General features: G+C 37.5%; 26 protein-coding genes and 2 tRNA genes. 16 read left to right on the forward strand and 12 right to left on the reverse strand.

The window, feature by feature from the left end:
* Positions 1-18 precede the first annotated feature (18 nt).
* Together AC6H0V_RS02925 and AC6H0V_RS02930 are read right to left on the reverse strand one after the other, a co-directional pair.
* On the reverse strand, positions 19-2,478 hold the full coding sequence (locus tag AC6H0V_RS02925) for a bifunctional UDP-N-acetylmuramoyl-tripeptide:D-alanyl-D-alanine ligase/alanine racemase (RefSeq protein ID WP_497562213.1): 2,460 nt from the start codon (positions 2,476-2,478) through the stop codon (positions 19-21).
* A 537-nt stretch (positions 2,479-3,015) separates the two neighbouring features.
* Positions 3,016-3,474 (reverse strand): hypothetical protein, encoded by a 459-nt coding sequence (locus AC6H0V_RS02930; RefSeq protein WP_497562214.1) that lies wholly within the window; start codon positions 3,472-3,474, stop codon positions 3,016-3,018.
* Between the two features lie 265 nt (positions 3,475-3,739).
* Here AC6H0V_RS02930 and AC6H0V_RS02935 point away from each other — a divergent pair, with 265 nt between their 5' ends.
* The 5 genes from AC6H0V_RS02935 to AC6H0V_RS02955 all read left to right on the forward strand — a co-directional run bounded on the left by AC6H0V_RS02935 (position 3,740) and on the right by AC6H0V_RS02955 (position 8,641).
* Positions 3,740-4,807 (forward strand): sensor histidine kinase, encoded by a 1,068-nt coding sequence (locus AC6H0V_RS02935; RefSeq protein ID WP_497562215.1) that lies wholly within the window; start codon positions 3,740-3,742, stop codon positions 4,805-4,807.
* A complete protein-coding gene (locus tag AC6H0V_RS02940; RefSeq protein WP_497562216.1) occupies positions 4,804-5,502 on the forward strand; it encodes a LytR/AlgR family response regulator transcription factor in 699 nt (232 codons plus the stop codon). The genes AC6H0V_RS02935 and AC6H0V_RS02940 overlap by 4 nt, the downstream gene beginning before the upstream one ends.
* A 57-nt stretch (positions 5,503-5,559) precedes the next feature.
* Positions 5,560-5,922 (forward strand): VOC family protein, encoded by a 363-nt coding sequence (locus AC6H0V_RS02945; RefSeq protein ID WP_497562217.1) that lies wholly within the window; start codon positions 5,560-5,562, stop codon positions 5,920-5,922.
* Between the two features lie 748 nt (positions 5,923-6,670).
* A complete protein-coding gene (locus AC6H0V_RS02950) occupies positions 6,671-7,504 on the forward strand; it encodes a glycerophosphodiester phosphodiesterase (protein WP_497562218.1) in 834 nt (277 codons plus the stop codon).
* A gap of 360 nt (positions 7,505-7,864) precedes the next feature.
* A complete protein-coding gene (locus AC6H0V_RS02955) occupies positions 7,865-8,641 on the forward strand; it encodes an ABC transporter permease (RefSeq protein WP_497562219.1) in 777 nt (258 codons plus the stop codon).
* Positions 8,642-8,841: 200 nt separating this feature from the next.
* On the opposite strand, the gene AC6H0V_RS02960 is transcribed toward AC6H0V_RS02955, so the two are convergent.
* From AC6H0V_RS02960 to AC6H0V_RS02980, 5 genes are all read right to left on the reverse strand, one after another.
* Positions 8,842-9,291 (reverse strand): hypothetical protein, encoded by a 450-nt coding sequence (locus tag AC6H0V_RS02960; RefSeq protein ID WP_497562220.1) that lies wholly within the window; start codon positions 9,289-9,291, stop codon positions 8,842-8,844.
* 198 nt (positions 9,292-9,489) lie between these two features.
* Complete coding sequence (locus tag AC6H0V_RS02965; protein WP_497562221.1) at positions 9,490-9,759, reverse strand: GIY-YIG nuclease family protein; 270 nt, start codon at positions 9,757-9,759, stop codon at positions 9,490-9,492.
* Positions 9,760-9,838: 79 nt separating this feature from the next.
* Positions 9,839-9,923: transfer RNA gene (locus AC6H0V_RS02970), tRNA-Leu, on the reverse strand.
* Positions 9,924-9,977: 54 nt separating this feature from the next.
* Positions 9,978-10,050, reverse strand: a tRNA-Gly gene (locus AC6H0V_RS02975).
* A gap of 114 nt (positions 10,051-10,164) precedes the next feature.
* Positions 10,165-10,689: a regulatory protein RecX gene (locus AC6H0V_RS02980; protein WP_497562222.1), complete on the reverse strand. Its 525-nt coding sequence runs from the start codon at positions 10,687-10,689 to the stop codon at positions 10,165-10,167.
* A gap of 75 nt (positions 10,690-10,764) precedes the next feature.
* Between AC6H0V_RS02980 and AC6H0V_RS02985 the strand changes: the two genes are divergently transcribed.
* The 3 genes from AC6H0V_RS02985 to AC6H0V_RS02995 all read left to right on the forward strand — a co-directional run bounded on the left by AC6H0V_RS02985 (position 10,765) and on the right by AC6H0V_RS02995 (position 13,081).
* Complete coding sequence (locus AC6H0V_RS02985) at positions 10,765-10,896, forward strand: hypothetical protein (protein ID WP_497562223.1); 132 nt, start codon at positions 10,765-10,767, stop codon at positions 10,894-10,896.
* Positions 10,897-10,993: 97 nt separating this feature from the next.
* Positions 10,994-12,316, forward strand: coding sequence for a MutS-related protein (locus AC6H0V_RS02990; RefSeq protein WP_497562224.1), 1,323 nt, complete (start codon positions 10,994-10,996; stop codon positions 12,314-12,316).
* Positions 12,317-12,490: 174 nt separating this feature from the next.
* On the forward strand, positions 12,491-13,081 hold the full coding sequence (locus tag AC6H0V_RS02995; RefSeq protein ID WP_497562225.1) for a DUF502 domain-containing protein: 591 nt from the start codon (positions 12,491-12,493) through the stop codon (positions 13,079-13,081).
* Between the two features lie 65 nt (positions 13,082-13,146).
* On the opposite strand, the gene AC6H0V_RS03000 is transcribed toward AC6H0V_RS02995, so the two are convergent.
* Together AC6H0V_RS03000 and AC6H0V_RS03005 are read right to left on the reverse strand one after the other, a co-directional pair.
* Entirely contained in the window at positions 13,147-13,854 is a 708-nt protein-coding gene (locus tag AC6H0V_RS03000; RefSeq protein WP_497562226.1) for an LOG family protein, read from the reverse strand.
* Positions 13,855-13,928: 74 nt separating this feature from the next.
* Positions 13,929-15,437 (reverse strand): sodium:solute symporter, encoded by a 1,509-nt coding sequence (locus AC6H0V_RS03005; RefSeq protein WP_497562227.1) that lies wholly within the window; start codon positions 15,435-15,437, stop codon positions 13,929-13,931.
* Between the two features lie 336 nt (positions 15,438-15,773).
* Between AC6H0V_RS03005 and recR the strand changes: the two genes are divergently transcribed.
* The 4 genes from recR to AC6H0V_RS03025 all read left to right on the forward strand — a co-directional run bounded on the left by recR (position 15,774) and on the right by AC6H0V_RS03025 (position 18,878).
* Positions 15,774-16,391 (forward strand): recombination mediator RecR, encoded by a 618-nt coding sequence (gene recR, locus AC6H0V_RS03010; protein ID WP_497562228.1) that lies wholly within the window; start codon positions 15,774-15,776, stop codon positions 16,389-16,391.
* Positions 16,392-16,401: 10 nt separating this feature from the next.
* Positions 16,402-17,172, forward strand: a complete 771-nt coding sequence (locus AC6H0V_RS03015) for a PI-PLC domain-containing protein (RefSeq protein WP_497562229.1) — start codon at positions 16,402-16,404, stop codon at positions 17,170-17,172.
* Positions 17,172-17,987: an SDR family oxidoreductase gene (locus tag AC6H0V_RS03020; protein WP_497562230.1), complete on the forward strand. Its 816-nt coding sequence runs from the start codon at positions 17,172-17,174 to the stop codon at positions 17,985-17,987. The genes AC6H0V_RS03015 and AC6H0V_RS03020 overlap by 1 nt, the downstream gene beginning before the upstream one ends.
* 69 nt (positions 17,988-18,056) lie before the next feature.
* A complete protein-coding gene (locus AC6H0V_RS03025) occupies positions 18,057-18,878 on the forward strand; it encodes an alpha/beta hydrolase (protein WP_497562231.1) in 822 nt (273 codons plus the stop codon).
* 36 nt (positions 18,879-18,914) lie between these two features.
* On the opposite strand, the gene AC6H0V_RS03030 is transcribed toward AC6H0V_RS03025, so the two are convergent.
* The 3 genes from AC6H0V_RS03030 to AC6H0V_RS03040 all read right to left on the reverse strand — a co-directional run bounded on the left by AC6H0V_RS03030 (position 18,915) and on the right by AC6H0V_RS03040 (position 21,244).
* Positions 18,915-19,490 carry a DUF4377 domain-containing protein gene (locus AC6H0V_RS03030; RefSeq protein WP_497562232.1) on the reverse strand — a complete coding sequence of 192 codons (576 nt, stop codon included), beginning with the start codon at positions 19,488-19,490 and terminating at the stop codon, positions 18,915-18,917.
* Positions 19,491-19,587: 97 nt separating this feature from the next.
* Positions 19,588-20,163: a DUF4377 domain-containing protein gene (locus tag AC6H0V_RS03035; RefSeq protein WP_497562233.1), complete on the reverse strand. Its 576-nt coding sequence runs from the start codon at positions 20,161-20,163 to the stop codon at positions 19,588-19,590.
* Positions 20,164-20,302: 139 nt separating this feature from the next.
* Positions 20,303-21,244 carry an ion channel gene (locus AC6H0V_RS03040; RefSeq protein WP_497562234.1) on the reverse strand — a complete coding sequence of 314 codons (942 nt, stop codon included), beginning with the start codon at positions 21,242-21,244 and terminating at the stop codon, positions 20,303-20,305.
* Positions 21,245-21,444: 200 nt separating this feature from the next.
* Here AC6H0V_RS03040 and trpD point away from each other — a divergent pair, with 200 nt between their 5' ends.
* The 4 genes from trpD (at position 21,445) to trpA (ending at position 25,287) form a co-directional block, all read left to right on the forward strand.
* Positions 21,445-22,437, forward strand: a complete 993-nt coding sequence (gene trpD, locus AC6H0V_RS03045; protein WP_497562235.1) for an anthranilate phosphoribosyltransferase — start codon at positions 21,445-21,447, stop codon at positions 22,435-22,437.
* A gap of 71 nt (positions 22,438-22,508) precedes the next feature.
* Positions 22,509-23,132 (forward strand): phosphoribosylanthranilate isomerase, encoded by a 624-nt coding sequence (locus AC6H0V_RS03050; protein WP_497562236.1) that lies wholly within the window; start codon positions 22,509-22,511, stop codon positions 23,130-23,132.
* Between the two features lie 123 nt (positions 23,133-23,255).
* Entirely contained in the window at positions 23,256-24,437 is a 1,182-nt protein-coding gene (gene trpB / locus AC6H0V_RS03055) for a tryptophan synthase subunit beta (protein ID WP_497562237.1), read from the forward strand.
* A gap of 82 nt (positions 24,438-24,519) precedes the next feature.
* Positions 24,520-25,287 (forward strand): tryptophan synthase subunit alpha, encoded by a 768-nt coding sequence (gene trpA, locus AC6H0V_RS03060; RefSeq protein WP_497562238.1) that lies wholly within the window; start codon positions 24,520-24,522, stop codon positions 25,285-25,287.
* The last annotated feature ends 12 nt before the right edge of the window (positions 25,288-25,299 follow it).

Consider the following 25,299-nt stretch of genomic DNA (forward strand, 5'->3'; position numbering starts at 1 on the left):
TTACAACCTATCCGGGCATTATTCATAATAGTAGGCCCTTTTTACCCGTTGAGAAATATTGGTCAAAATTTCATAGGGTATGGTACCTATTTCATTGGCCAGGTCAACTATGGTATGCTGCGAATCAAAAACTATTACTTCATCTCCTGTATTAACCGTGAGCCCACTTACATCTAGCATACACATATCCATGCAGATGGATCCGATAGTTGGTACGAGTTTCCCATGTATGCTCATCTTTCCAACTCCATTGCCGAAATTTCGGTTGTACCCGTCTGCATAACCAATTTTTACCGTGGCAATCCTTCCGCCGTTTGGCATAATCCCTTTGCGACTGTAACCCACCGTTTCGCCGGGCTTTAATTCTTTAACCTGAGTAACAGTTGTTTTTAGAATAGCCACAGTTTGCAGCCCATGGTTTTCTTTTAGGGCAGTATCATAGCCATACAATCCAATACCGATCCTCACCATATCAAATTGAGCCTCTGGCCATCTGGTTACGCCCGATGTATTTAGCACATGTTTGAGGGGTTGATAGTCCAGTACATCCGAAATTTCTTCAAATAAGCTTGAAAATTCTGACAACTGATGGCTGGTAAATCCATCATGTTCTGCCTCATCACTGGCCACCAAATGCGTAAAAACAGAGACAATTTTCACGGCTATATTATCCTTTATTACTTCCAACAATGCAGGTAGATCTGCTCTTTCGAACCCTAATCGATGCATCCCCGTATCTAATTTTAAATGGATCGGAAAACCAATCGCTTGAGCGGGCAAAGAATTTATAAAGCTTTTTAAAATACTCGTATTGTATATTTCTGGCTCTAATTTATGGTTAACTATGGCTTCGAAAGCTGAAGGTTCGGGGCTCATTACCATAATGGGCAAGCTAATGCCCGCCTTACGTAGGGCGATGCCTTCGTCGGCATAAGCAACTGCCAAATAATCCACTTTGTGATATTGTAAGAGATTCGCAATTTCGAAACTTCCACTTCCATAAGAAAAGGCCTTAACCATCGCCATTATTTTAACCCTTGGATTGAGTTTGGAGCGATAAAACTGTAAGTTTGACGAAAGGGCATTCAAATCAATTTCTAACACCGTATCATGAATTTTTTGGGTAAGCAATTTGCTGATCCTTCCAAATTCAAATCTTCGTGCACCTTTAATCAAAATTGTTTCATGGGCAAAATGAATGGCCGGTAATTGGTCTATAAAAGCTTGGGTGCTTTCATAAAATTGGCTTTCCAAGTTAAATTTGTCTGCAAAGGATGTGATATGAGGGCCAATTCCAATTAATCGGTTTAGATTTTTTTGCGCCAATAAAGCGGCAATTTCTGCATAAAGGATATCATTTGATTTTCCGGTTTCGTAGATATCAGATAAAATCAATGTTTTTTTTGCGTGCTGGTTCTGTTGATTTAAAAAGTCGAGGGCAATGGCTAAAGAGGAGATATCCGCACTATACGAATCATCTATTACCGAACAGTTTTCAATACCGTTGATCAGTTCGAGGCGCATACTGATAGGGGTAAGTTTTTCTAACCTCAAATCTGCTTCTTCTGGTGTATAACCCATCGCCAGCAAAGTAGCCCAGCAAATAATGCCATTTTCTATCGAGGCTTTATCGCTAAAAGGTATGAGGCATTCGATTTCTTTTTCCTGATAAGTGGCCCTGACGTAGTTTTTGCCATCAATAGGCTCAATAAAGTTGATATGAAGATCGGCAGGGGAGCTTGTACTCCAGCTAAATCTGGTTTTTCCCGGCAATTTTTCAATAGCTATATCCTCTATGTATTCGGGGGCGAAGATAAAAAGATCTACCTCTTCGAACAGTTTGAGTTTTTCGACTAATTTATGGGCCTTACTATCAAAACCTTCTGCATGGGCTTCATTAATATTGGTTAAAATACCAATGTTCGGCATGATTATGTTAGCTAACGGCAACATTTCTTCTTTGGTAGAAATACCCGCCTCAAAAATACCTAGGGTATGTTCCGGTTTAATTTGCCATACCGATAAGGGAACACCTATTTGCGAATTAAAGCTTTTTGGGCTACGGATAATATTAAAATCAGATGCTAATAATTGATAGAGCCACTCTTTTACTATGGTTTTGCCATTACTGCCCGTTATTCCTATTACTTTTAAATCGTTATCCTTTCTATTGTATGCTGCCAAATCCTGTAATGATTTAAGCACGTTATTAACAATTAAAAAGTTGGCCTCAGGATAAGATAATGCATAGGTTGGATCAACAACTACAAAGTTACGAACCCCATTCTCGTAGGCATTGGGTATAAACTGGTGCCCATCTCGTTGTGCCTTAACTGCAAAAAATAATGAACCTTCGGGATCAATTACCGTTCGACTATCTGTTAACAGCTTTCTAATTAAGGATTGGGGCTGCGGTAATTTAGCTTTGGCATTTAAAATTTCGGCAATCTGAGCTATTGAATAGGGCGTGGTACTCATTATATAAATTCTCTCAACTAAGTTAGGCTTTAATCTTCAAAACAAAAATTGCGGGATCAACGCTTCGTTGAGAAAGGGATTTGCTGATTAGATCATAGTTCATGGATTGGGGGGATAGGCAAATACTACTATCAGCTGCCCCGGACAGCAAGATCAGTATTCTCTTGGTATGCAGGATAAATTTTTAGCCACAGATTAAAAATGATTGATTGGACACAGATGCACAGATTTCTTTGCTAACAGAACTCTGCGCATCTGCGGCTGTTTGTGATCTTTCCATGAACCATGATCCATGAACCATGAACTAAGATTCATGAACTAGGAAAACTTCAACCAGCTAGCACGGTCAGCAAGATTAGTATTCTCCTGGTTGTCAGGATAAATTTTTAGCCACAGATTAAAAATGATTGGCCACAGATGCATAGATTTCTCGGCTAACAGAAGTCTGCGCATCTGCGGCTGTTTGTGATCTTTCCATGAACCATGATCCATCAACCATGAACCATGAACCATCACTGCAAAATCCAAAACCTTTAATTATTTAAAACTAAGGGTTGATAGCATTTCACTTTTAGTTAGCTCTTTTGAAGAATAGTAAAGACTGAGCGTATTATTAGGGTGGGTTTTTTCTACCCTGAACACTTCGGTCAAAGGTAAAGACATGCTTAGATCAGAACTTTTGGCATCTGCGAACTGCCATTTCTTTAATACATTTCCCTTTTCATCCTTTAAAGCGATGCTTCTGCTTTTGCCGGCACCTTTGTTCATGCAGTGTACATAATTGATAGATAGGTTATCTTTTTCGGCTGCTTTACCCAATTGCAGTACCCTGGAACTCAAGGGTTGGGTTACCGCTATATCCAACACAAGTTTTTTGTTTAAGTAAATTGCGTACCGGTCTAATCCCCGCATTGGGGTGAAACTAAACAAGATAACAGATAATGTAACCAGAGTAAACATCTTAGTAAACGCTGGATTGAAAATGATTTTTTTCATATTTTTAAATATTAGATAAGTTTATTGTACAAGATTAACCCAATTAGAAATAGCACAGAAAAATAGTAGACCAATAACCCGAATAGTAGACATCGGTCTTTTATCCTTATATTCATCTACTTTTAGTGCTGTTTGTCGATATAATTTTGCAGGTCCATTAGTTTTCGGTTCCTTTAGAAGAAGAATAAAATTAGCCCGATGCTTAGCCATTTAGGAATTAAGAATCTTTAAACCGAGGGCTTTAACGATACTCATACTCATAAAAATGGATTTTCTGGATAAACAATTTAATCTGCCATTTTCAAATAAAGCTGTTTCTGTAAAGTATGCACTGATTCATTGTGCCTATTGGATCCTGATCACAGGATTTTTCATGTACGAGAAAAAGTATCTCATACATAAGGCCAGTATGCCCTATTTTGTGGCCTGCGTTAGCATCAGAATTGCATTACTCATTGTGATTGCTTACCTCAACCTGACTTACTTTTTACCCAAATTTCTGTTAAAGAAAAAATACATCTTCTATTTCGTTTCAGTTATCATTTCTGTAATTGGCTATCTCACCGTTCAAAGCCTATTTGATTTTTACATGTATGGGTTTGTTGTTGGTCCAATGCGCAGTAGCAACTTGATAGAAGCCTTATCTTACAATTTCTTTAGTACGCTATGGTATCTTGCATTAATGCTTTCGCTTAAATTAAGCTTAGATTGGTACGGACAAAACCAGATGCTACAAAAAACAAAGATTGAGAAACTAAAAGCGGAAGTTAATTATCTAAGGGCCCAGGTTAACCCGCATTTTTTGTTCAATGTCTTAAACAGTTTGTACTCGCTTACCATTAAAAAATCTAATCAGGCGCCAGAAGTAGTGCTAAAATTATCAGAGATGATGGAATACATGCTTTATGAAAGCGAGGAGACCTTTGTTCCGTTAGAAAAGGAGCTTCACTATTTAGAAAATTACCTTGAGCTTGAAAAAATGCGACAAGGCAACGATGCCGAAATCATTTTAACAAAAAAAGGTGAGGCTAAGGGTAAACAAATTGCACCTTTTATGTTGCTTCCTACACTAGAGAACGCATTTAAGCATGGGATAAGCAAAATGGTTCAAAATGCCTGGTTGCACATTTTTATTGAAATTAAGGGCAACAAACTTTTCTTCACTATTGAAAATGGGAGGTCAAATTTTCATGGGATCGCGGAACATAAGGGTAGTGGAATAGGACTTTCAAACCTTAAACAACGACTTCAGTTGCTATACTCAGGAAAGCACACGCTTGATATTATAGAAGATCCCAATACGTTTAAACTTATTTTAATTCTTGATTTATGATTAAGTGCGTTATCATAGATGATGAGCCACTTGCTCAGGATGTATTGGAAGAACATATTTCTAACATGCCCGACCTAGTGTTGATAGGCAAATTTAATAATGCTCCTGCTGCCAGGTCGTTTCTGGAAAGGAATACCACCGATATCCTCCTTTTAGATATTGAAATGCCCGAAATTACAGGCATCAATTTTTTGAAAGAATTGGATCAACCTCCGCTTACCATCTTTACCACCGCCTATCGCGACTATGCCTTTGAAGGATTTGAGTTGGGTGTGATTGATTTTTTACTCAAGCCGATCTCATTTTCCAGGTTTTCTGCAGCAATAGAGAAAGTAAACGACTTTCTTTCCCTTAAATCGCAAAACGCGAAATTGGAAGTAGGAGAGAATACACCAGAATTTATCTTTGTGAAAAGTGGAGTTAAAAAAATTAAACTTTACTTTAATCAGGTTACACATATCCAGGGACTAAAAGATTACGCCATTATCCACACCTTCGAAGAAAGAATTGTAATTAAAGGCTCTGTAAAAATGGTTCAGGAAATGTTTCCATCAGTTCTTTTTATCAGGGTGCATAAGTCCTTTTTGGTATCCATCCCCGCAATTAAAAGGATTGAACGAAATAAGATCATAATTGATAATTTTCAGGTACCTATTGGGAGAAATTATAAAGCAGAGGTAGAAAAAATATTGTAGCGAGAACATATAATGCCATTTATAAGTATTCTTTGCTAAGATTATTACGTATTTAATATGATGAAACCAGAATCATTAGTTCCAATTCTGTATTCGAAAAATGTTAGTGAAAGTATTGCTCATTATACAACAGTACTTGGCTTTACAGATCAATGGGAGTGGGGAGATCCGCCTACATTTGGCGGTGTTTTTTGGGGAGAAGATGTGCGCATTTTCTTTTGCCAACAAGCTCAGGGCCACCCAGGTACATGGATTTGTATAAACTTAAATAACGTGGATGAATATTACGATATGATTAAAATTCGTGGAGCCAATGTTATATCACCTCCAGAAGATAAACCTTGGTTTATGAGGGAAATGCTTGTTCAGGATCTAGATGGGCATATGATCAGGTTTGGGCATGGGATTGAGTGTGAATAGATAAAATGCCTGGCTACCAAGGTAGGGAAGATGGAATATGAAATATGGAAGATGTAAAATGGCAATTTACCGTTTTGGCTGTAAGGCATTACCAAGCATTACGATCCATCCAATTATCAAAGGGCTCATCATCGTTATTGCTTTTAAACATGCTACCACATCCTTTCTTGAATTTTCGCCATTCAGATTTACAAATAAATACCATAAAAAGAAAGTTTTGCTTAACTGTGACCCATACTTTTTTTATCATAAAAATTTAACGCAAATTGATTTGTAAAGCTTTGCAGTTTATTTCGCAAATGGTTACGGGTTTCCATACAAGTAACAAATAGTGAAGTTTATAATGTAATATGCCTGCCTGACAGGCATGGAATATCGATCGTATTCTCGCCCAAAATTTTAATAGCTAAAACAACCGCTTTTATCATCTTTATTTCACAAAACCACATATATCCGGATTGCTGCCTCACTCCGTTTCTACCGAGAATTTTGGATCTCCTAGCATCAAGTTGGCATAATAGGCTGGCACAATTTTGTTATTTTCGGATCAAGGTTAAACATTTTTAGGTTTTTTCATGTTACTAATTTTTGGGAAGACAATTTGCCTAATTTGATTAGATATTATGTTTGCGCATAACATTATTCTAACTAGCATGTTTGACTAGAAAATGGGGTTATTTCTTAATATGTTTCTATTTTGGTGCTTGCCCCTGGTAAACGGTCACACAGTAATTAACGCAGAAAAAAAATGAACAAGTTAAAAATAGTGCTCCTAGCTAGCCTAAGCATGCCTTTGTTTACATGGGCGCAATCGTCAAAAATAGATACAATGGCAGTTGTAAAAGGCGTTACAGCCCACCGTGGATATTCAGCTGCTTATCCTGAAAATACCTTGATATCCTTCAAAGCCGCAATTGATATACATGCAGATTGGATAGAGCTGGATATTCATAAAACAAAAGACGGACAAATTGTGGTTTCCCACGACGCCACTACAAAACGCAACGGTGATAAAGACTTAATTATAGCCAACTCTACCTTTGAGGAGTTGAAGCAAATAGATATAGCTATTGGCTTTCGTAATAGAAACAATCTTAGCTTGGCTCAGTGCCCTGCTCAACGCATGCCTTTATTAAGCGAAGCAATCAAACTGATTATGCAACAGAAACGCACACGTTTTTCTATACATCCTAAGGTAGATTGCGTACCCGAGGCAATGGCTATTGTTATAGCTACAAAGGCTGAGAAAATGGTAGGGTTTAACAGTGTGAGTTTACCTAACATGTCTGTTGTTAAAAATCTCGCGCCCGGTATACCTGTTTTTTGGGACCGCCTTGCTACCACTGACATTGATGATGACATTCGGGTCGCTAAAGAAAAGGGTTTTGAAACCCTCGTTCTACATTATGATGGCATTACGGCCGAAAAGATTAGTAAAATTCATGCCGCTAATCTTCAAGCGGGTGCATGGAATGTCTATGATTGGGCTCAGATGGAAGCGCTTGAAAAGATGGGGATAGACCGCATTTATGCAGATGACCCAAAACTGTTGATAATGGTTAAAAAGAAATTGCACAAGTAATCAGCAAATCTCTTCAATTAATCATCGTTCCCGATAACTTTGATATCAAGTTTTAAGCAAAAAAACACGCAAGGTATACCGCTTTGCGTGTTTGTACTCTTAACATTTCAAATACCCAAACGTTTCCGTAAAAATCTTAAGGCATCGTCTACTAGTTGCTTAGAAATGTCTGTTTATCACACATTTTATTTAATAAAATAATTTTTTTTACCTAAACTTGTGTATTAACTCACTAGTACACTAAAATATCGATTGGGAAGTCTATACTTTTTTGTTTAGTTCTTGGCTTGTTTACATACTGGAGCATCCCCTGTAAAGCAAGTCCCAACAATTATTTATTAACCTAACCCATAGCCATCAATGAGCATATTAATTTCCTTAAGATCAGAATTTATCAAGACCAAGCGTTCGCGCTTGTGGACCCTAACCATCATTATGGCTTCTTTTGCACCCATCTTGGTACCCTTGGTGCTTGATCTGGGAGACCCATCTAATGCAAAGCAGATTAAACAAGTCTTACAGGACCCATGGAACCAATTTTTCCATCAGGGCCGGCTAATTATCAGCATTGTGTTTTTACCAATGTTCGTAGTGTTCATGGGCACCCTCTTGCCGCAGATCGAATATCGTTACCATACGTGGAAGCAGGTGTTGGCCTCTCCGCAGACTTTTGCAAGATTGTATTTTTCTAAGTATATTGTTTTTCAGACCTTTATCCTCACTTTTTTGGCGGTTAATATCCTCGTCATGGCCTTCGTATGCATTATTTTTAATGCCCTTTATCCAGAGTTTAAGTTTTTTTCGCATCAACTCGACCTGGAGCAATATGGTACGATGATCATCGAAACTTATATTTCTATTTTGGCCCTTTCAACGCTGCAGTTTTGGCTTGGACTTCGATTCAGGAATTTTTTGGTGCCGATAGGCGTTGGGATAATGTTCAGCATCCTTGGCATGATTAATTTGATTGGATATAAAATAATAGATCCCGATAAGGTTCTTTTCAATTTTCCGGCATTTATCGCATTCAACGGGAATGCTGCGAGAATTCCATTCGTAATGTGGATTTCATGTGCCTATGCGGCGACGTTCTTCGTCTTGGGATTTATAGATTTCAGATACAAGAAATTCGAATAACCTTGTCTATATGGGCGTTGTTCCAAAAGTGGCGACATCTTTCGCTCCAAGATAAAATTGAAAAACCTTTCAGTACTGAAAGGTTTTAGTTCGATTTTAATCTACTCGGAGCGGAAGTATTCTGCTATCTGTTATAATTTAATAATCAATTAGTTATGTGTGTTTTGTTGCAACATTGTTATGACTGTCGCAGCATACTTTTAATCATTGAGTTTATCTATAAAAGATTGGAAAACTCCATAATTTTCGATGTCATACTGTACTATCGAAATAGTGGCAGGCAATATTTTTAAAGAATCATTTACAAAGCAGCAATTGTTTTCATCAGCAACTTCACACAGCGTGGAAAGGAATTGAGTATAATTAGATCTTAAATCTATTCTTGCTGAAATTTCAAATATTTTATCTTTTTCATGGAGGAGTTCCACAAAATCAGAATATTCATTCCCTAATAAAATTATTTCTTTAGACCAAGACTTACCTAAAGGTATTAGGTTAAGCAATGGATCAAATTTATCTAATCCAATTTGTCTATATTTCCACCATTCAACTTCATTTAAAGCCTCTTCTGTAATTGAAAGCGCATTTCCGAAATAAGAAATTACTTCTTCTCTTGGTAAAATAAATAGTTTATACTGCCAAATTGCCATTTCTCAACTCTATGAGAGTACAAGATAATATATTTTCTTAAAAATTTTTAAATACCCAAGAGGAGATTCGAACCCATAAAAAAAGCCTTTCGTTATGAAAGGCTTGGTTTTGATTTTTTATAACAGTCTGATTATCATATAGTTAATGTACTAGGAGCCCCGCTCGGGCGGGGCACGCCTGTTGAGGGCATCCCGACTTTAGGTCGGGACGTGTCTACCAGTTCCACCATCCAAAATAAGGTTCTCTATAAATTTTCTGCTTTTTTTTGATTTGATGTAGAGCTCTCTTCTTACCGCTTGGGCTCTCGTATCAAATTCCTCCTGGAATACCAATGTCCAAGGCCCTTTGTTCCTGGTAGCGGTTACCTGGCCATTATTGTGCTTGTGGAGTCTTCTGATGATGTCTTCTGCATGGCCAATATAGAAACGTCCGCTTTTTTCTGATTGAAGGACATAGGTTGCGAACATGAGTTTCGTTTAGGTTAAACTAACTAGGAGCAAAACAAGAAAAGCTATCATTTCTGATAGCTTCCGTTCGATTTGATTGTACTCGGAGCGGGAATCGAACCCGCACGCCTGTTGAGGGCACAGGATTTTAAGTCCTGCGTGTCTACCAGTTCCACCATCCGAGCTTAAAAGCCATTTAGCTTTTAAAATTAAATGCCTCCTGGTAGGAAGGCATTTAGAGCGAAAGACGAGATTCGAACTCGCGACCCCGACCTTGGCAAGGTCGTGCTCTACCAACTGAGCTACTTTCGCATATTGTAACATCATCCGATGTTTTCCTTAGGATAGCAAGGATGCTTTCCGTTTGGGAATGCAAATATAAACAGATTTATATTCCCGTCAAGAAATATTTTATAAAAATAAATGCTATTGGGTTAAGTTATTGGCTTTCAGTACATCAAAAATCAAATCGCTTTCAAAACCTTTGCCTTGTAGGTAAGTAATCAGCTTATATTTCTTTTTAATTGGATCTTTTTCGTGCAAAACAGCCGATTTCTTCACTAATGTTGCCAATAAATTAGCCAAATATTTATCTTCATCAATGCTTTTTAACGCTTTTTGAATAAGCTTTTCTGGCACTTTCTTAAACTTCAATCCCTGTTTTATTTTTATCCGGCCCCATTTTTTGATATTTACCTTTCCCGAAACGTAAGCCATTGCAAAACGCTCTTCATTTAAAAAATTGGTAACAATCAATTCTGTAACCACTTCTTCCACCTCAGCTTGATGGAGCCCATATTCATACAACTTATCCCTAGCTTCCTGTTGCGAGCGCTCTTGGTAGGCGCACCAACTCTCTGCCTTGATGATAGCTGTTTTCTTATCTAAATTGAGGGGCTTATCTTTAAATGGCTGCATAATTAATTGCTGAAATTCGGGAATAATTTTCAACTATTTAGTTTTTATTTCTATCCTTGTATCTCTCCAAATAGAATAATTACCTAACTTTATAGAAAATTTACCACCATGGAAGATCATCAATCAGCTCAAGGCCTTTGCACCTTAATTACATTAGCTTCAGTTTGTGTACTTATTTTTATCACTGCTTTTGTTTTAACCTTTATCAGAAAAGCAGATACCAGCGACAGCAAACACTAATCGTTGACGATAGTGTAAATTTCCCCTCCAAAAATAATTCATTATAAAATTGTTTTCGAATCTATATCTTCATTGCTGATTAACACACAAATCAACAATGGGTAATTTTAGTATCGATAACCAAACGTTTAAAGACCTCCAGGTTTTCGGAGATCAATCGAATTCAGCCTCGGTTTTCGATCTTTTTAAGGGAACTAGAACCCAAGGCGCTCGAGATCAATTGAGGGAAATGATGCGAAACCCTTCTTCAGATATCGAATTACTGAAGCTGCGGAGTGGTGCGATTGCCTATTTTCATAAGCATCAACTAAACTTAGACTTCAGAAATGAAGAACTAGATCTCATAACTTTCTATCTAAGTTCTGATAAACGGAAATCCAAAAGCAATCTTATAGACTCCCTGTCCGATTACTTTACCAAAAATTCTAGTAACGATTACTACATTATTAAAACAGGAATTAAGTATCTCTTAAAGTTATCAAGATATATTTTCGATTTTGTAAAGGATAATTCTTCAGAAGAAACACCAAGCTATCTGATTAAGCTCTTTGAAGAAATAACAACGATTATTGAAGAAGGTATTTTAAATCGGGCCATTCTATTAGATGAAAATAAACTGAAGTTCTTTCAGATAAACCAACTTGATAGTGCAATTAGGGGTAAAGAAATAGGTAAAATAAATGAATTATTACAGCTCATTTATGAACTTGATGTTTTTGAGAATGTTGCCCTTGTTGCACGCAAATATGATTTAACCTTTCCCGTATACAATGCGGATGAAAAAATACAGGTTAAGTTGCAAGGTCTATTTCATTTTGGACTACAAAATCCTGTTAAAAACGATGTCATCATTGATCATAATAAGAATATCGTATTCTTAACAGGGTCTAATATGGCCGGAAAATCATCCTTACTTAAATCATTGGGTCTCGCTATTTATTTGTCGCACTTAGGTTTTCCTGTTGCCGCCGAGGCGATGAACACCACTGTCTTTAATGGATTAATTACAACAATCAACTTAAACGACAATATAGATCAAGGGCTGAGCCATTATTACAGCGAAGTAAAGCGTGTAAAGGATGTGGCATTACAGTTATCGGAGAACAATAGGATAGTTGTGATTTTTGACGAACTTTTTAGAGGAACTAATGTGAAAGATGCTTCTGAGGCTTCCTTATTGATCATATCGGAACTTGCTTCTGTTAAAAATTCTATATTTATTATTTCGACCCACATTGTAGAAATAGCAGCAGAGCTGAAGAAGTTTGAAAATATTTCATTTAACTATCTTGAAACCTTTTTTAAGGATAAAAAGCCCGTTTTTACCTACAAATTAAAGAATGGTGTTTCTGAAGAAAGACTAGGGATGTATATCGTTCTAAATGAAGGGATCGTGGAGACAATACGCAAAGCGAAGTAATCTAAAAATCGTTATTGCCCTAGACGGGCAGGCATTGGTTCTTTCCTTGCCCACATTTAACATTTAAACAATTAACCAGTTTAAACAATTAACCAGTTTAACAATTAACCAATTAACCACCTAATCAATACCATTCCAACCATTCAACCCAATTTTTTTCGTTAATTTTGGGGCATGAATAGGATAGGAAAAGCACTTTTAAACTACCTCATCAAAGGACTTTTGATCGTTGTGCCAGTTGCCTTAAGCATTTTTATCGTTGTGTGGGCAGTTACTACGGTTGATAGTTGGCTAAATGTGAACAATATTCTTGGCGTTGATCCTATAACTGGTGCCAATAGAAATATTCCGGGATTGGGTTTGGCACTGGTTATTTCCATAATTTTACTCGCTGGAATTTTCGTGACAAACTTCGTAACCGAGCCCATGTACCTCTGGTTTAAGCGGATAATGAACAAATTCCCTCTGCTTAATTTCATCTTTTCCTCAATTAAAGACCTAACCGAAGCATTTGTGGGTGATGAAAAGAAGTTTAATCACCCGGTATTGGTAGATATAGGCAATGGTATTAAGAAAATAGGTTTTTTAACTCAAAATGATCTCAAAAAACTGAATTTGCCCGATGATGTGATCGTATATTTTCCGTTCTCTTACTCTTTTGCCGGTCAGATTTCTGTAGTAAGCAGAGAGAAAGTAAAACCCCTTAATATGAGTGCAGCTGATGCGATGAAATTAGTAGTGAGTGGAGGGGTGAGCCACTTTTAGTTAAGCGAAGGGCGTTTTGCGATAAGCGCCCATAACGCCAAACGCTCCAGGCCCCACGCTGTTTGTTAAAAGTTCGGTTTCAACACATACTTATCATAGAACCTAAAGATGTGTTCTGCTGCATCTTCTGCGGTATCAACTAATCTAAATAGGTTAAGATCTTCTGCGTGGATGTTATGTTCTTTTTCTAACATATGGGTCTTGATCCATTCAACTAATCCTCCCCAATAGGCCGATCCTACCAAAACGATTGGGAAACGGGCAATCTTGCCGGTCTGTATTAAGGTAATGGCTTCAAATAATTCATCCATCGTTCCCATCCCGCCAGGTAATACCACAAAGCCCTGCGAATATTTCATGAACATCACTTTTCGAATAAAAAAGTAATCGAACTCAAGCAACTTATTATGGTCTATATATTTATTGTGGAATTGCTCAAAAGGCAGGTCGATGTTTAAACCTACAGATTTACCTCCATTTTGGTGGGCACCTTTATTACCAGCTTCCATAATGCCGGGTCCGCCGCCGGTAATAACTCCATAACCACGATCGGTTAACAAACGGCCACATTCTACTGCCAGCTGATAATATGGATTGGTTTCTGCAGTACGGGCAGAACCGAAAATACTAACACAGGGCCCTATTTTAGCCAATTTCTCAAATCCATCTACAAACTCTGCCATGATTTTAAAAATCTGCCAACTGTCTGTTACTTTAATTTCTTGCCAATCTTTATTCGCAAAAGCGCTTCTTATCTTTTCTTCACTTGTCATTTTATATATTGGTTAACTGTTTAGTTGGTCAACGATTTAAATTGTCTCCCAACGCCTAGCGCTACGCGCATTGCTCAAAACTTGGTTTGTTGATCTGTTTTCTTGCTGATCAGTAGTAAGCCTACAAAGGTAATCAATCCATTTACTAATATCAGCTCAACACTAAAAACATATCCGCCCAGCAATGCTTTAGAGTTTGTGGCTAGAAAATAGCATAAGATTGGGGATATAATGCAAATAATTGGTACCAACTTGTCGTGGAGTCCACGGTTTTTAACGAATAACCCAAATGAATAAAGGCCTAATAACGGACCATATGTATAAGAGGCTATAAGGAAAATCAAACTAACTACCGAAGAGCTATTTAATGCATTTATAACCAATATCACTAAAAACATCAGTATCGAAAAGCCGATATGTACCATGTGCCTTTTCTTAACCGCATCTGTCTTTTCGAGATTTTCTTTTTTATTCATCCCTAAAAAATCTACACAAAATGAAGTGGTTAGTGCCGTTAACGCACTATCGGTTGTGGCAAAAGTAGCGGCTGTTAAACCTAGCATGAACACAATTGCAGGGATTCTAGTTAAATGATTCAGGGCTATTTCTGGGAATAAAAAATCGGTTCTTGGTTTCCCTGTTATATGATCAAGAGGGATATCTATTCCATTTTTTGTAGCAAAAACATACAGTAATGCGCCCACACTTAAAAAGAAGATATTTAAAATCACGAAAATTCCGGTAAAAGTAAACATGTTCTTTTTTGCCTCACCAATGGTTTTCATGCTCAGGTTTTTTTGCATGAGATCCTGATCTAAACCTGTCATGGCAATGGTTACAAAAATACCGCCGATAAACTGTTTACCGAGATGGAATTTGTTGGCCAAAAAATCATCTAAAAAGAAAATTTTAGAATAGCTACTGGTTTTTATGGTTTCAAAAGCTTGGGGTATGTTCAAATCTAAACTGCTGCATACGAAATAGATGGTTAAGAATACCGATAGTACCAAAAAGAACGTTTGCAACGTATCGGTTATGATTATCGTTTTTAACCCACCCTTAAAGGTATAAGACCAAATTAAGCCTAAAGAAATTAAGACGGTTGCCCAAAATGGAACATGATAGGTATCAAATATAAATCGTTGTAAAACAATTACTACGAGATATAATCTTGTGGCTGATCCTAACGTGCGGCTTAATAAAAAGATAGAGGCAGCCGTTTTGTAGCTGTAATGACCAAGTCTCTTTTCGATATAACCATAAATGGATGTCAAGTTCATCCGGTAATACAAAGGCAATAACACCGTGGCGATGACGATAAAGCCCACTGCATTTCCCAAGACAAACTGGAAATACTGAAATTGGTTTCCTGCGGGCGAACCAACTTCGCCGGGAACTGAAATAAAAGTTACTCCAGAAAGAGCAGTACCAATCATCCCAAAGGCAACTAGATACCACTTAGAATTTTTATTGGCTATGAAAAAAGTCGAATTATCCGACGAATTCTTAGATGTCGCAAAAGCGATGATAATTAATAGAGCAAAGTACCCGATTAAAAAACACAGTAGTATGGTTGGACTCATATTTTATATTTAGCGGTTAAATGTAGGAAAATTTAAATTTATTGCAAGGGTTGAAGTTGAATATAGGGTCGATGGTTGACGGACAATAGACCATGGTCTGGGACCAAAGGTGTCCCGCTGTATTGGCTAGGGGGTTGATAGTTCATGGTTGATAGTTCATAGTCTGGACTGAGGTGTCACCTATACATTTAACTCTAAGCACCTAACTATAGCCATCGACAACCCGACCTCCCTTACACATTTCACCCTATGCACCCAAACTATCAGCAATCGACAATTGTCTATGGACTAAAGAATTTATTCTCTTCAAGATGAATTTTATCTTAAATTTGTATAATGAATTTTTCTTCTCAGCTGCTGGAAGATGCAGTAAACGAATTTGCAAAATTACCTGGTGTTGGGCAAAAAACTGCGCTTCGTTTGGTATTACACCTCTTAAATAAGGAGCAGGAAGAAGTTTCTCTTTTTGGTAATACCTTGATAAAACTAAAAGAAGAAATTAAACATTGTATCATTTGCCATAATATTTCCGATCACCAAACCTGTAGCATTTGTACCGCAGTTAAACGTGAGAGGGAAACCATTTGCGTAGTTGAAGATACGCGAGATGTGATGGCCATAGAGAACACCAATCAATATTTTGGGGTTTACCACGTTCTCGGAGGTTTGATCTCCCCGATGGATGGTATCGGCCCATCGGATCTTTTTATCGATAGCTTAGTGCAACGGGTGGCTACTACGCCCGTTAAAGAAATTATCTTAGCGTTAAGCGCAAATATGGAAGGTGATACCACACTTTTCTATCTACACAAACGACTTAAAGATTTTCAGATCCCAATTACTACCATCGCTAGAGGCATCGCCTTTGGCGGAGAATTGGAATATGCCGATGAGATTACCTTAGGAAGATCAATACTAACCCGAATTCCTTATGAAGGATCTTTCATTAAATAAATTAAGGTAGATGAAAAAAATAATCGGAATAGTTTTATTTTCAATCATTACACTTACCGGCTTCTCACAAAAGGTGTTAATCCATTCGCATAACGATTACGAACAGAAAAACAAATTCCATCTCGCTTATTCCAGCCAAGTTTATCAGATCGAAGCCGATGTTTTTGAAGTGAATGGCGAATTAATAGTTTCCCATAATAAAAAAGGCATCAATCCTAATAACACGTTAGACAAATTATATCTTCAACCGATAGATTCTTTATTTAAACTTTATAAGGGTAGGGTTAGTAAGGATAAAAATTACAGATTCAATCTTATGATTGATTTTAAAACTGAGTGGCAGCCCACTTATCAAGCGCTGCAAAAACTTATTACAAAATACGGTTCAATTTTCGACCTAAGTAAAAACAAACATGCCGTTGGAATAGTAATTAGTGGAAATAGACCAGCAGATTCAACTTTTCACACCTATCCAAGCTGGTTATATTTTGATGGGTTACCTGGTGTTAACTATAATCCTAATGATTTTAAGCGGATCACGATGATCAGTGATGATTTTGCTAGCTACTCCAAATGGAAGGGCGTAGGTGAAATACCTGCAGCTGACCTAGTTAAACTAAAGGCAGTGGTCGATGCAGCAAATCGCACACATAGACATTTCCGCTTTTGGGGTGCGCCCGATACTCCCGATTGCTGGGCCCAACTCAATAACTTAGGGAAAGTAATCATCAATACCGATAAAATAGTAGAGTGCAAAACCTATTTCGCAAACCATAGATAATGGATTTTAAGGATAAAGTAGTCATCATTACCGGCGCCTCATCAGGTATAGGGAAAGCATTGGCAGAAGAATTTGCCAAGCGTGGCGCAACGATCGTTTTAGGCGCCCGTCATTACGTAACGTTATGTGAAATTACCACTGATTTAGAAAACAAATACCAAGTAAAGGCTTTGGCCGTGCAAACCGATGTGAGCAAAGAAGAAGATTGTAAACTATTGGTTCAACAGGCGTTCATCACCTTTGGTAAAATAGATGTGTTAATTAATAATGCAGGCCTCTCGATGAGGGCATTGTTTAGTGATGTAGACCTTTCGGTATTAAAAAACCTGATGGATGTAAATTTTTGGGGATCCGTTTATTGTACAAAATATGCTTTGCCCGAAATTCTAAAATCACAAGGGAGTGTGGTTGGCGTATCCTCAATTGCTGGTTACCGAGGTTTACCAGGCCGTACGGGTTATTCCTCTTCTAAATTTGCAATGAACGGCTTTATGGAGTCGTTAAGAACGGAGTTGCTAAAAACTGGTGTTCATGTAATGGTTGCCTGTCCAGGTTTTACCACATCAAATATACGTGTTGCAGCACTGGCAAAAGATGGGCTTGCACATGGTGAAACTAGCATGGAAGAAGGTAAAATGATGTCGGCCGAAGAAGTTGCCGTACTAATTTGCGATGGAATTGCACAGCGAAAACGAACTTTAATTATGACTGGTCAAGGTAAATTAGCCGTGTGGATGAACAAACTATTTCCAAAATTTACCGATAAAAAGGTTTTTCAGTTGTTTGCTAAGGAGAAAAATCCTTTAATTAGATAATGTAAGATGGAAAATGGAAGAGGTAAGAGTGGGCATGTCTCAATACGCATTTCGCAATACGTTATACTTATGATCTTCGCTTTCCTTGGTCAAATTTTTACTGGATCGGCGCAGATTCGAGTGCTTAAAGACATCAATTATGCTGGCAATACCGATCAGGCTAACACTTTAACCGTTTATCATAAAAAAGACAATCCACAAAATCAGGATGTAATTATTTTTATTCATGGCGGATCTTGGAGTAGCGGAAAAAAAGAAACCTATTGGTGGTTGGGCAGAAATTTAGCCAAGAACAACGTGGTTGCGGCGGTTATTAATTATCCTTTGGCGCCCAATGCTACCTTTAAAGAAATGGCTATGGCAAGCGCTAAAGCTGTAAAATGGGTTAAGGATAGCATTACCTCCTATGGAGGAAACCCGAACAGGATATTTATTATGGGACATTCGGCAGGGGGACACCTGTGCGAGTTGATCAATGCCGATCCGCAGTATTTTAAATCTGTCGGAATTGCCAATCCGATTAAAGGGGTAATCTTAAATGATGCTTTTGGGTTGGATATGGAAGAGTATTTATTAAAGGCGGAAAAAGATCATTATTATACCGATTTCATCAGAACTTTTACTTCCGAAGAAAAAACCTGGCAAATGGGATCTCCCTTATTCTATGTAAAGAATATCACTAATCCACACCTTATTTTCTATGGATCAGCTACCTACGACGCCATTCGCATCCAATCACAACGAATCTATAAGACATTGCAAGAGCAACATATCCCAGTTCAATTAACGGTAATTGAAGGTAAAAAACATGTCCCGATGATAACTCAGATGATTTGGGGAAGAAATAAGCTTTATCCGCAAATAGTTAATTTTTTGAGCGAAACTAAGTAGGGCTGATAGCAGCGTATTCAGGAATGAATATTTGCCCTACTTCAAGGCAATTAATTTGAGACCTCCATCCGCATTACGTGTAAAAACTCCTGACTTAGGGCCGTTTGTTTGTACTACTTGATCGAGTTCATTACATAGCGTTCCACAATCAATTTTAACCTCATTGGCCAAGATAAACCCAGTGTTCAATGTTCCGCTCACAAAACTAGTATAGTGTGTAGCAGGAGAAAACAAGCTAGACGTTTTCAAAGGCATTTCAATCGTTGCGTCAGCAGCAACTTTCTTTTTGGCTAATATTCTTTTTAATTTATAATTAAATGAAGGGGCATCCGCTAGATATGGAACAGGAACTTTGGTTAAAAGAAGTTCATAAACATACCCTGGTTCATACTTAAAACCTGTGATTTCGGTGCCAATGGGGCCCCAATTACCGGTTCCGATACTAGGTCGTTCCTGAACAGAAAGTACCATACCCGAATAACTCGCTTGTTTAAAGAAATTAACTCTTAAAGGGACAGTTCCCAGATTCTCTTCTTTTTCGCAAGATGAAAGTATAAAAATACTCGCAAAAATAATTGTTAAAAGGTTTGGTTTAAGGGATATGTTTTTCATAGATAGTTAGCAAAGCTGATGAATGGCGGGTTATCTCCTCTATACGTTGGCTTGTTTCCAAACGCTACATTGATCTGTAATTAGTTGAGCTTTTAGTTTAATAAACTTTTAAACCCTTCAGTAGATAACTTCCATCCGCATTACGTACAAATATTCCTATGATGTTAGGGGCACTTGATGAAACGGCATTATTAAAATCATTAGATAAGGTTCCAACATCTATTTTAAACTTATCTAAGATCTTAAATCCTGCCGTTGAATTGCCGGTATAAAGGTTTACTTTATTTGATCTTAAGTTAACTTCAAATGTCGTCCCTGCTCCAACAGCCGTTTTTTCATTAATTTTTTTTAATTTATAGGTATATCCGCTATAATCGTTCTGTCCAGTAACGGTGCTTGTAACACCCGATTTGGTAATCACTTCTATCGTATAATAATATCCGGGCTCATAGTCAAAACCTTCTATGGACTGCGAGATATTTGTCCAATTATTGGTACCTATGTCATTAAGAGTTTGGAACATTTGTACGAATCTTGGACTCCCAAAATCGGTGGTTGCCTGCTCAAAATGATTAATACGCATGGTAACTTGCTTATAATATTCATCATATTTCTTGCATGAATTGAACAATCCAAATGCACAACATACAGCTATATATAATTTTATTTTCATTTGAGAGGACTTTGATTAGGTTTTGTGAATATCAGGAAGCAATTTAAAAAAAATAACTTATTTGACCATCCATTCTCTAGCGTGCCGCGATAACGTGTAGTATCCTCTCGGTTTCTATCAGTTCAGGAATTTTGTTAAATCAGCTTATTTTCTCCACTATACTTAATTTCGATAGGTCTAGAGTCGTAACTCCACTTTCGTCTTGCGAAATAAGCGGTGCAAATTTGTGATTATATAAAATGTGATCATCTAAATAAGATGCTCTGCTATGCACATTTTGAGAAAAAGTATCATCAAATGCTTGTAAGAGCACTAAAACCTCCGTTTCTCCCTCTATCATTTCCTCTTGGGTCATTCCAAATAACGGACTATTTTCGTCAATCGGGTGTACAACAGTCCAGCTCAATGTTAACAATCCAATTGTACTTCTTTCTAGTGTTAACGGAATAAACCTTCTTGTTTTTTTGCCTTCTACAAGCTCATTTATGGTAAAAACCAGTTGAACGGTAATTTCTATGAGCTGATTATTTCTTTCATTTGCTAATCTGAACATCAATCCTGTTATTCCTTTGTAGGGGGCCACAACCATGTTTTTGCTATATAAAATCTTAGCTTTTGGTCTCGAAAAACGACCATACAATAATCCAGTTGCTAAGGCAAATGCCAATAGCCCGAGCATTGATTCGAAGGCTGCAACACAACTCGTTAAGAAGCCATTCGGACTAATATGCCCATAGCCGACGGTTGAAATAGTTTGGGCTGAGAAAAAAAATGCATCAAAAAATTGGTCACGCCTTGTAATTCCATCTGCACCATGCAAGTGTGTAATTCCAATGCTTACATAAATAACGGCAAAGAATAAATTAATTATTAAATAGGCGATAACTATAATTGACATGAACTTGCCCCACGACATGGAAATTAACCAATTGTAGGTATCTGAAGACCGAAAAAATGGCAAGCCAATTCGCTTGATGTTAGAGGTTCCATCAGCATTCATCATACGCTGCCCTTTGCCCATGGGCCGGTTTCCATAGCCTAAATCGTCTTCATCATGTGATTTTCGTTTAATAAATGCCATAATTGCAAATAATTTAAAGAAAGATTTTGCAAATAATAAAAACTATTCCATATTTGCTACAGAATGATTTTAACAAGTACAAATAAAAATTGGTGGTGGCATTTCGCAACAGCGTGATGTGATCCTTTATTTGAGCTTATTTTTATAAAATATATGTTAAAGGGTTGCTTGTATAAAGCAACCTTTTTTGTTTTAAACCCATGAAGAAAATACTGAACCACTTATTTGAAAATAAAACCTTTAGTAGGGAAGAAGCGCAAAAAATACTTACTTCTATTGCTTTGGGCGAATTTAATAGCTCGCAGATTGCCGCATTTATTACTGCTTATGGCATGCGTAATATTACGGTTGAGGAATTGCAGGGATTTCGCGATGCAATGCTGGATTTGTGCTTAAAAATAGACCTTTCGGCATATGAACTGGTAGACCTTTGCGGCACTGGAGGGGATGGAAAAGATACCTTCAATATCTCTACTTTAGCCTCTTTTGTAGTAGCTGGAGCAGGATATAAAGTGGCAAAACATGGAAATTATGGGGTTTCTTCGGGTTGTGGGTCCTCAAATGTAATGGAATATTTGGGATATACATTCACCAATAATGAAGATCAATTGAAGCGAAGCCTTGATGCCGCAGGCATCTGCTTTTTACATGCACCCCTATTTAATCCGGCTATGAAAACCGTAGCGCCAATTAGAAAAGAATTGGGAGTAAAGACATTTTTTAACATGCTGGGGCCAATGGTTAACCCCGTTCAGCCTAAGAACCAGATTGTTGGGGTGTTTAGTTTGGAATTGGCGCGCCTATATGCTTATCTATACCAGCAAACGGATAAAAATTACACCATTATTCACGCGGTGGATGGCTTCGACGAAGTTTCTTTAACTTGCGATTTTAAAACGTTCAGTAAAAAAGGGGAGGCCCTAAACAAAGTAGCCGATTTAGGTTTTACCGAAATCACAGAAAAAGAGATCCAAGGCGGAGACACGGTAGAATCATCAGCAAGAATATTTACGGATATTTTAAACGGAAGCGGTACAGATCCTCAAATAAATGTGGTGTTGTGTAATGCCGCCCTAGCAATCCAAACGATTAAGGGAGATGTTGCGTTTTCTGATTGTTATTATGAGGCCGAAGAATCGCTATTAAAGAAGAAAGCATTAAATAGTTTTACTAAGTTGATAAGTTTAAGTTAAAATATGACGAATAAGAAATTAAGTAATAAATAACAATTACTTAATGAACTTAATTTCTTAATGGTAAGAGAATGAAACTAAAATTAAAGATCTGCGGAATGAAACAGGCAACAAATATTGCTACAGTGGCTGATTTGCTACCTGATTATATGGGATTTATCTTTTACGAAAAATCGCCTCGTTTCATTAGCGAAGTTTCATCTGAGTTAATTAAGTATACACCATCATCTATTAAATCAACTGGGGTTTTTGTAAATGAAAGTTTAGACCTAGTTAAAGCTTATATCATAAGGTATAATTTAAAAGCTGTTCAATTGCATGGAAATGAGAGCATAGCGTATTGCAATGAGCTTAAAACTACGGGGACAGAAGTCATCAAAGCTTTTGGGGTTGATGAAAACTTTGATTTTAACCAATTAGAGCCTTATTTAAATATGGTCGACTACTTTTTATTCGACACACAGACCCCTGTTCATGGTGGATCTGGAAAGGTATTTAACTGGGAGTTGTTACGTAATTATAAATTTAATAAGCCTTATTTTTTAAGTGGTGGAATAGATTTAACTCATGTTGAAGCTATAAAATTAATAAATGATGTAAGGTTATATGCCATTGATGTAAATAGCAAATTTGAAGTTGAGCCTGGATTAAAAGATATAGAAAAATTAAGAAAATTTAAAGATAGCTTACTATGACAAAATCCTAAGCACCCTGCATTCGGTTTGTCAAAGTTTATAAATTGATGAACTCCTAAGCACCTCACATTGGGTTTGTCGAAGTTGTTAACGTTGAACTTGCTATAATAAAGTAAAAAAATTATGGAATATTTTGTAAATGAAAAGGGTTATTACGGGGATTTTGGCGGAGCTTATATTCCCGAAATGTTATACCCAAATGTTGAAGAACTAAGACAGCGCTATCTATCTATCATTAATGAAGAAAGCTTTCAGGCAGAGTTTAAAGCCTTACTAAAGGATTATGTAGGCCGGCCCTCTCCCTTGTATCTGGCTAAACGCCTATCTGAAAAATATGGTGCCAATATTTTCTTAAAACGAGAGGATTTAAATCATACTGGGGCGCACAAGATTAACAATACCATTGGCCAGATTCTATTGGCAGAGCGATTGGGCAAAAAGAGAATAATCGCCGAAACAGGTGCCGGACAGCATGGCGTAGCTACAGCCACTGTTTGCGCTTTACGTGGTCTCGAATGTGTAGTTTACATGGGCGAGGTTGATATTAAACGCCAAGCGCCAAATGTAGCCAGGATGAAAATGTTGGGCGCCACTGTTGTACCTGCAACGTCTGGGAGCAAAACACTTAAAGATGCTACAAATGAAGCGATGAGAGATTGGATCAATAATCCAGTTGATACCCACTACATTATAGGCTCTGCGGTTGGCCCACATCCATACCCAGATATGGTGGCTCTTTTTCAATCAGTTATTTCCGAAGAATCTAAAAAACAATTACTGGAGCAAACTGGTAAAGACGAACCTGATTACGTTTTGGCTTGTGTAGGTGGGGGCAGTAATGCCATTGGTATGTTTTATCATTTTATTAATAACGAAAATGTGCAACTGATTGCTGTTGAAGCTGCCGGCAAAGGCGTTGAGAGCGGCTTCTCAGCTGCTACAACAAATTTGGGAAAGGAAGGTGTTTTGCATGGTAGCAGAAGCATTTTAATGCAAACACTTGATGGACAGGTTGTAGAACCGCATTCGGTTTCTGCAGGATTAGACTACCCAGGCATTGGTCCGCAACATGCCCATCTATTTAAAACCGGTCGTGGGAAATATGTATCTATAACAGACGATGAGTCACTAGACGCGGGTTTATTGTTAACTAAGCTCGAAGGCATAATACCGGCAATAGAAAGTGCTCATGCCCTGGCTTATTTAGAATACATGAAATTTAACGGAGGCGAAAACGTAATCGTATGCTTATCTGGACGTGGAGATAAAGATATGGAGACGTATATGAAACATTTTAACCTATAGATGTGAAATATGAGACGTGAGATGTGAGACAATGTAAGTCGGCCATCTCATATCTCAAATCTCATATCTCAAATCTTAAAATATGAATCGATTACAAAATTTATTTACAACAAAAAAGAAAGATCTTCTTTCTATTTATTATACCGCAGGTTATCCTAATTTAACTGACACCTTAAAAATTGCTATTGCTTTAGAAAAAGCGGGTGCAGACTTTATGGAGATTGGTTTTCCATATTCAGATCCAGTAGCCGATGGCCAGGTTATCCAAGGGAGCAGTAAATTAGCCCTAGATTATGGCATGACATTGCCTATCCTTTTTGAGCAACTAAAAGACTTGCGTAAATCAGTGTCCATTCCTATTTTACTGATGGGTTATGTAAATGTGGTCTTGCAATATGGTGTAGAAAATTTTTGTAAGAAGTGTCAGGAAGTAGGGGTTGATGGCTGTATTATTCCGGATTTACCGATGTACGAATACGAAGAATTATATCAACCTACATTCGAGAAATATGGTATCAGCAATATCTTTTTGGTAACTCCACAAACCAGTGAAGAACGGATCCGTAAAATTGATGGATTGAGCAATGCGTTCATCTACCTTTTATCCTCAGCAGCAACTACTGGAAAAAATCTGGATGTTTCTTCTGAGGCTAAAAGTTATTTTGCACGGATCCGCGACATGAAACTCAATAATCCAATCTTGATTGGCTTCGGTATTTCGGATAAAAAAACTTTTGATTCGGCTAATGAATATGCAAATGGGGCTATTATAGGTAGCGCATTTGTGAAAAGTTTAGTTATTGATGATGTAGAGGGAAGCGTAGCAAAGTTTATGGCAGAGTTCAGATAAATAGCTAGAATC

This window comes from Pedobacter sp. NO84 (genome assembly GCF_059703915.1).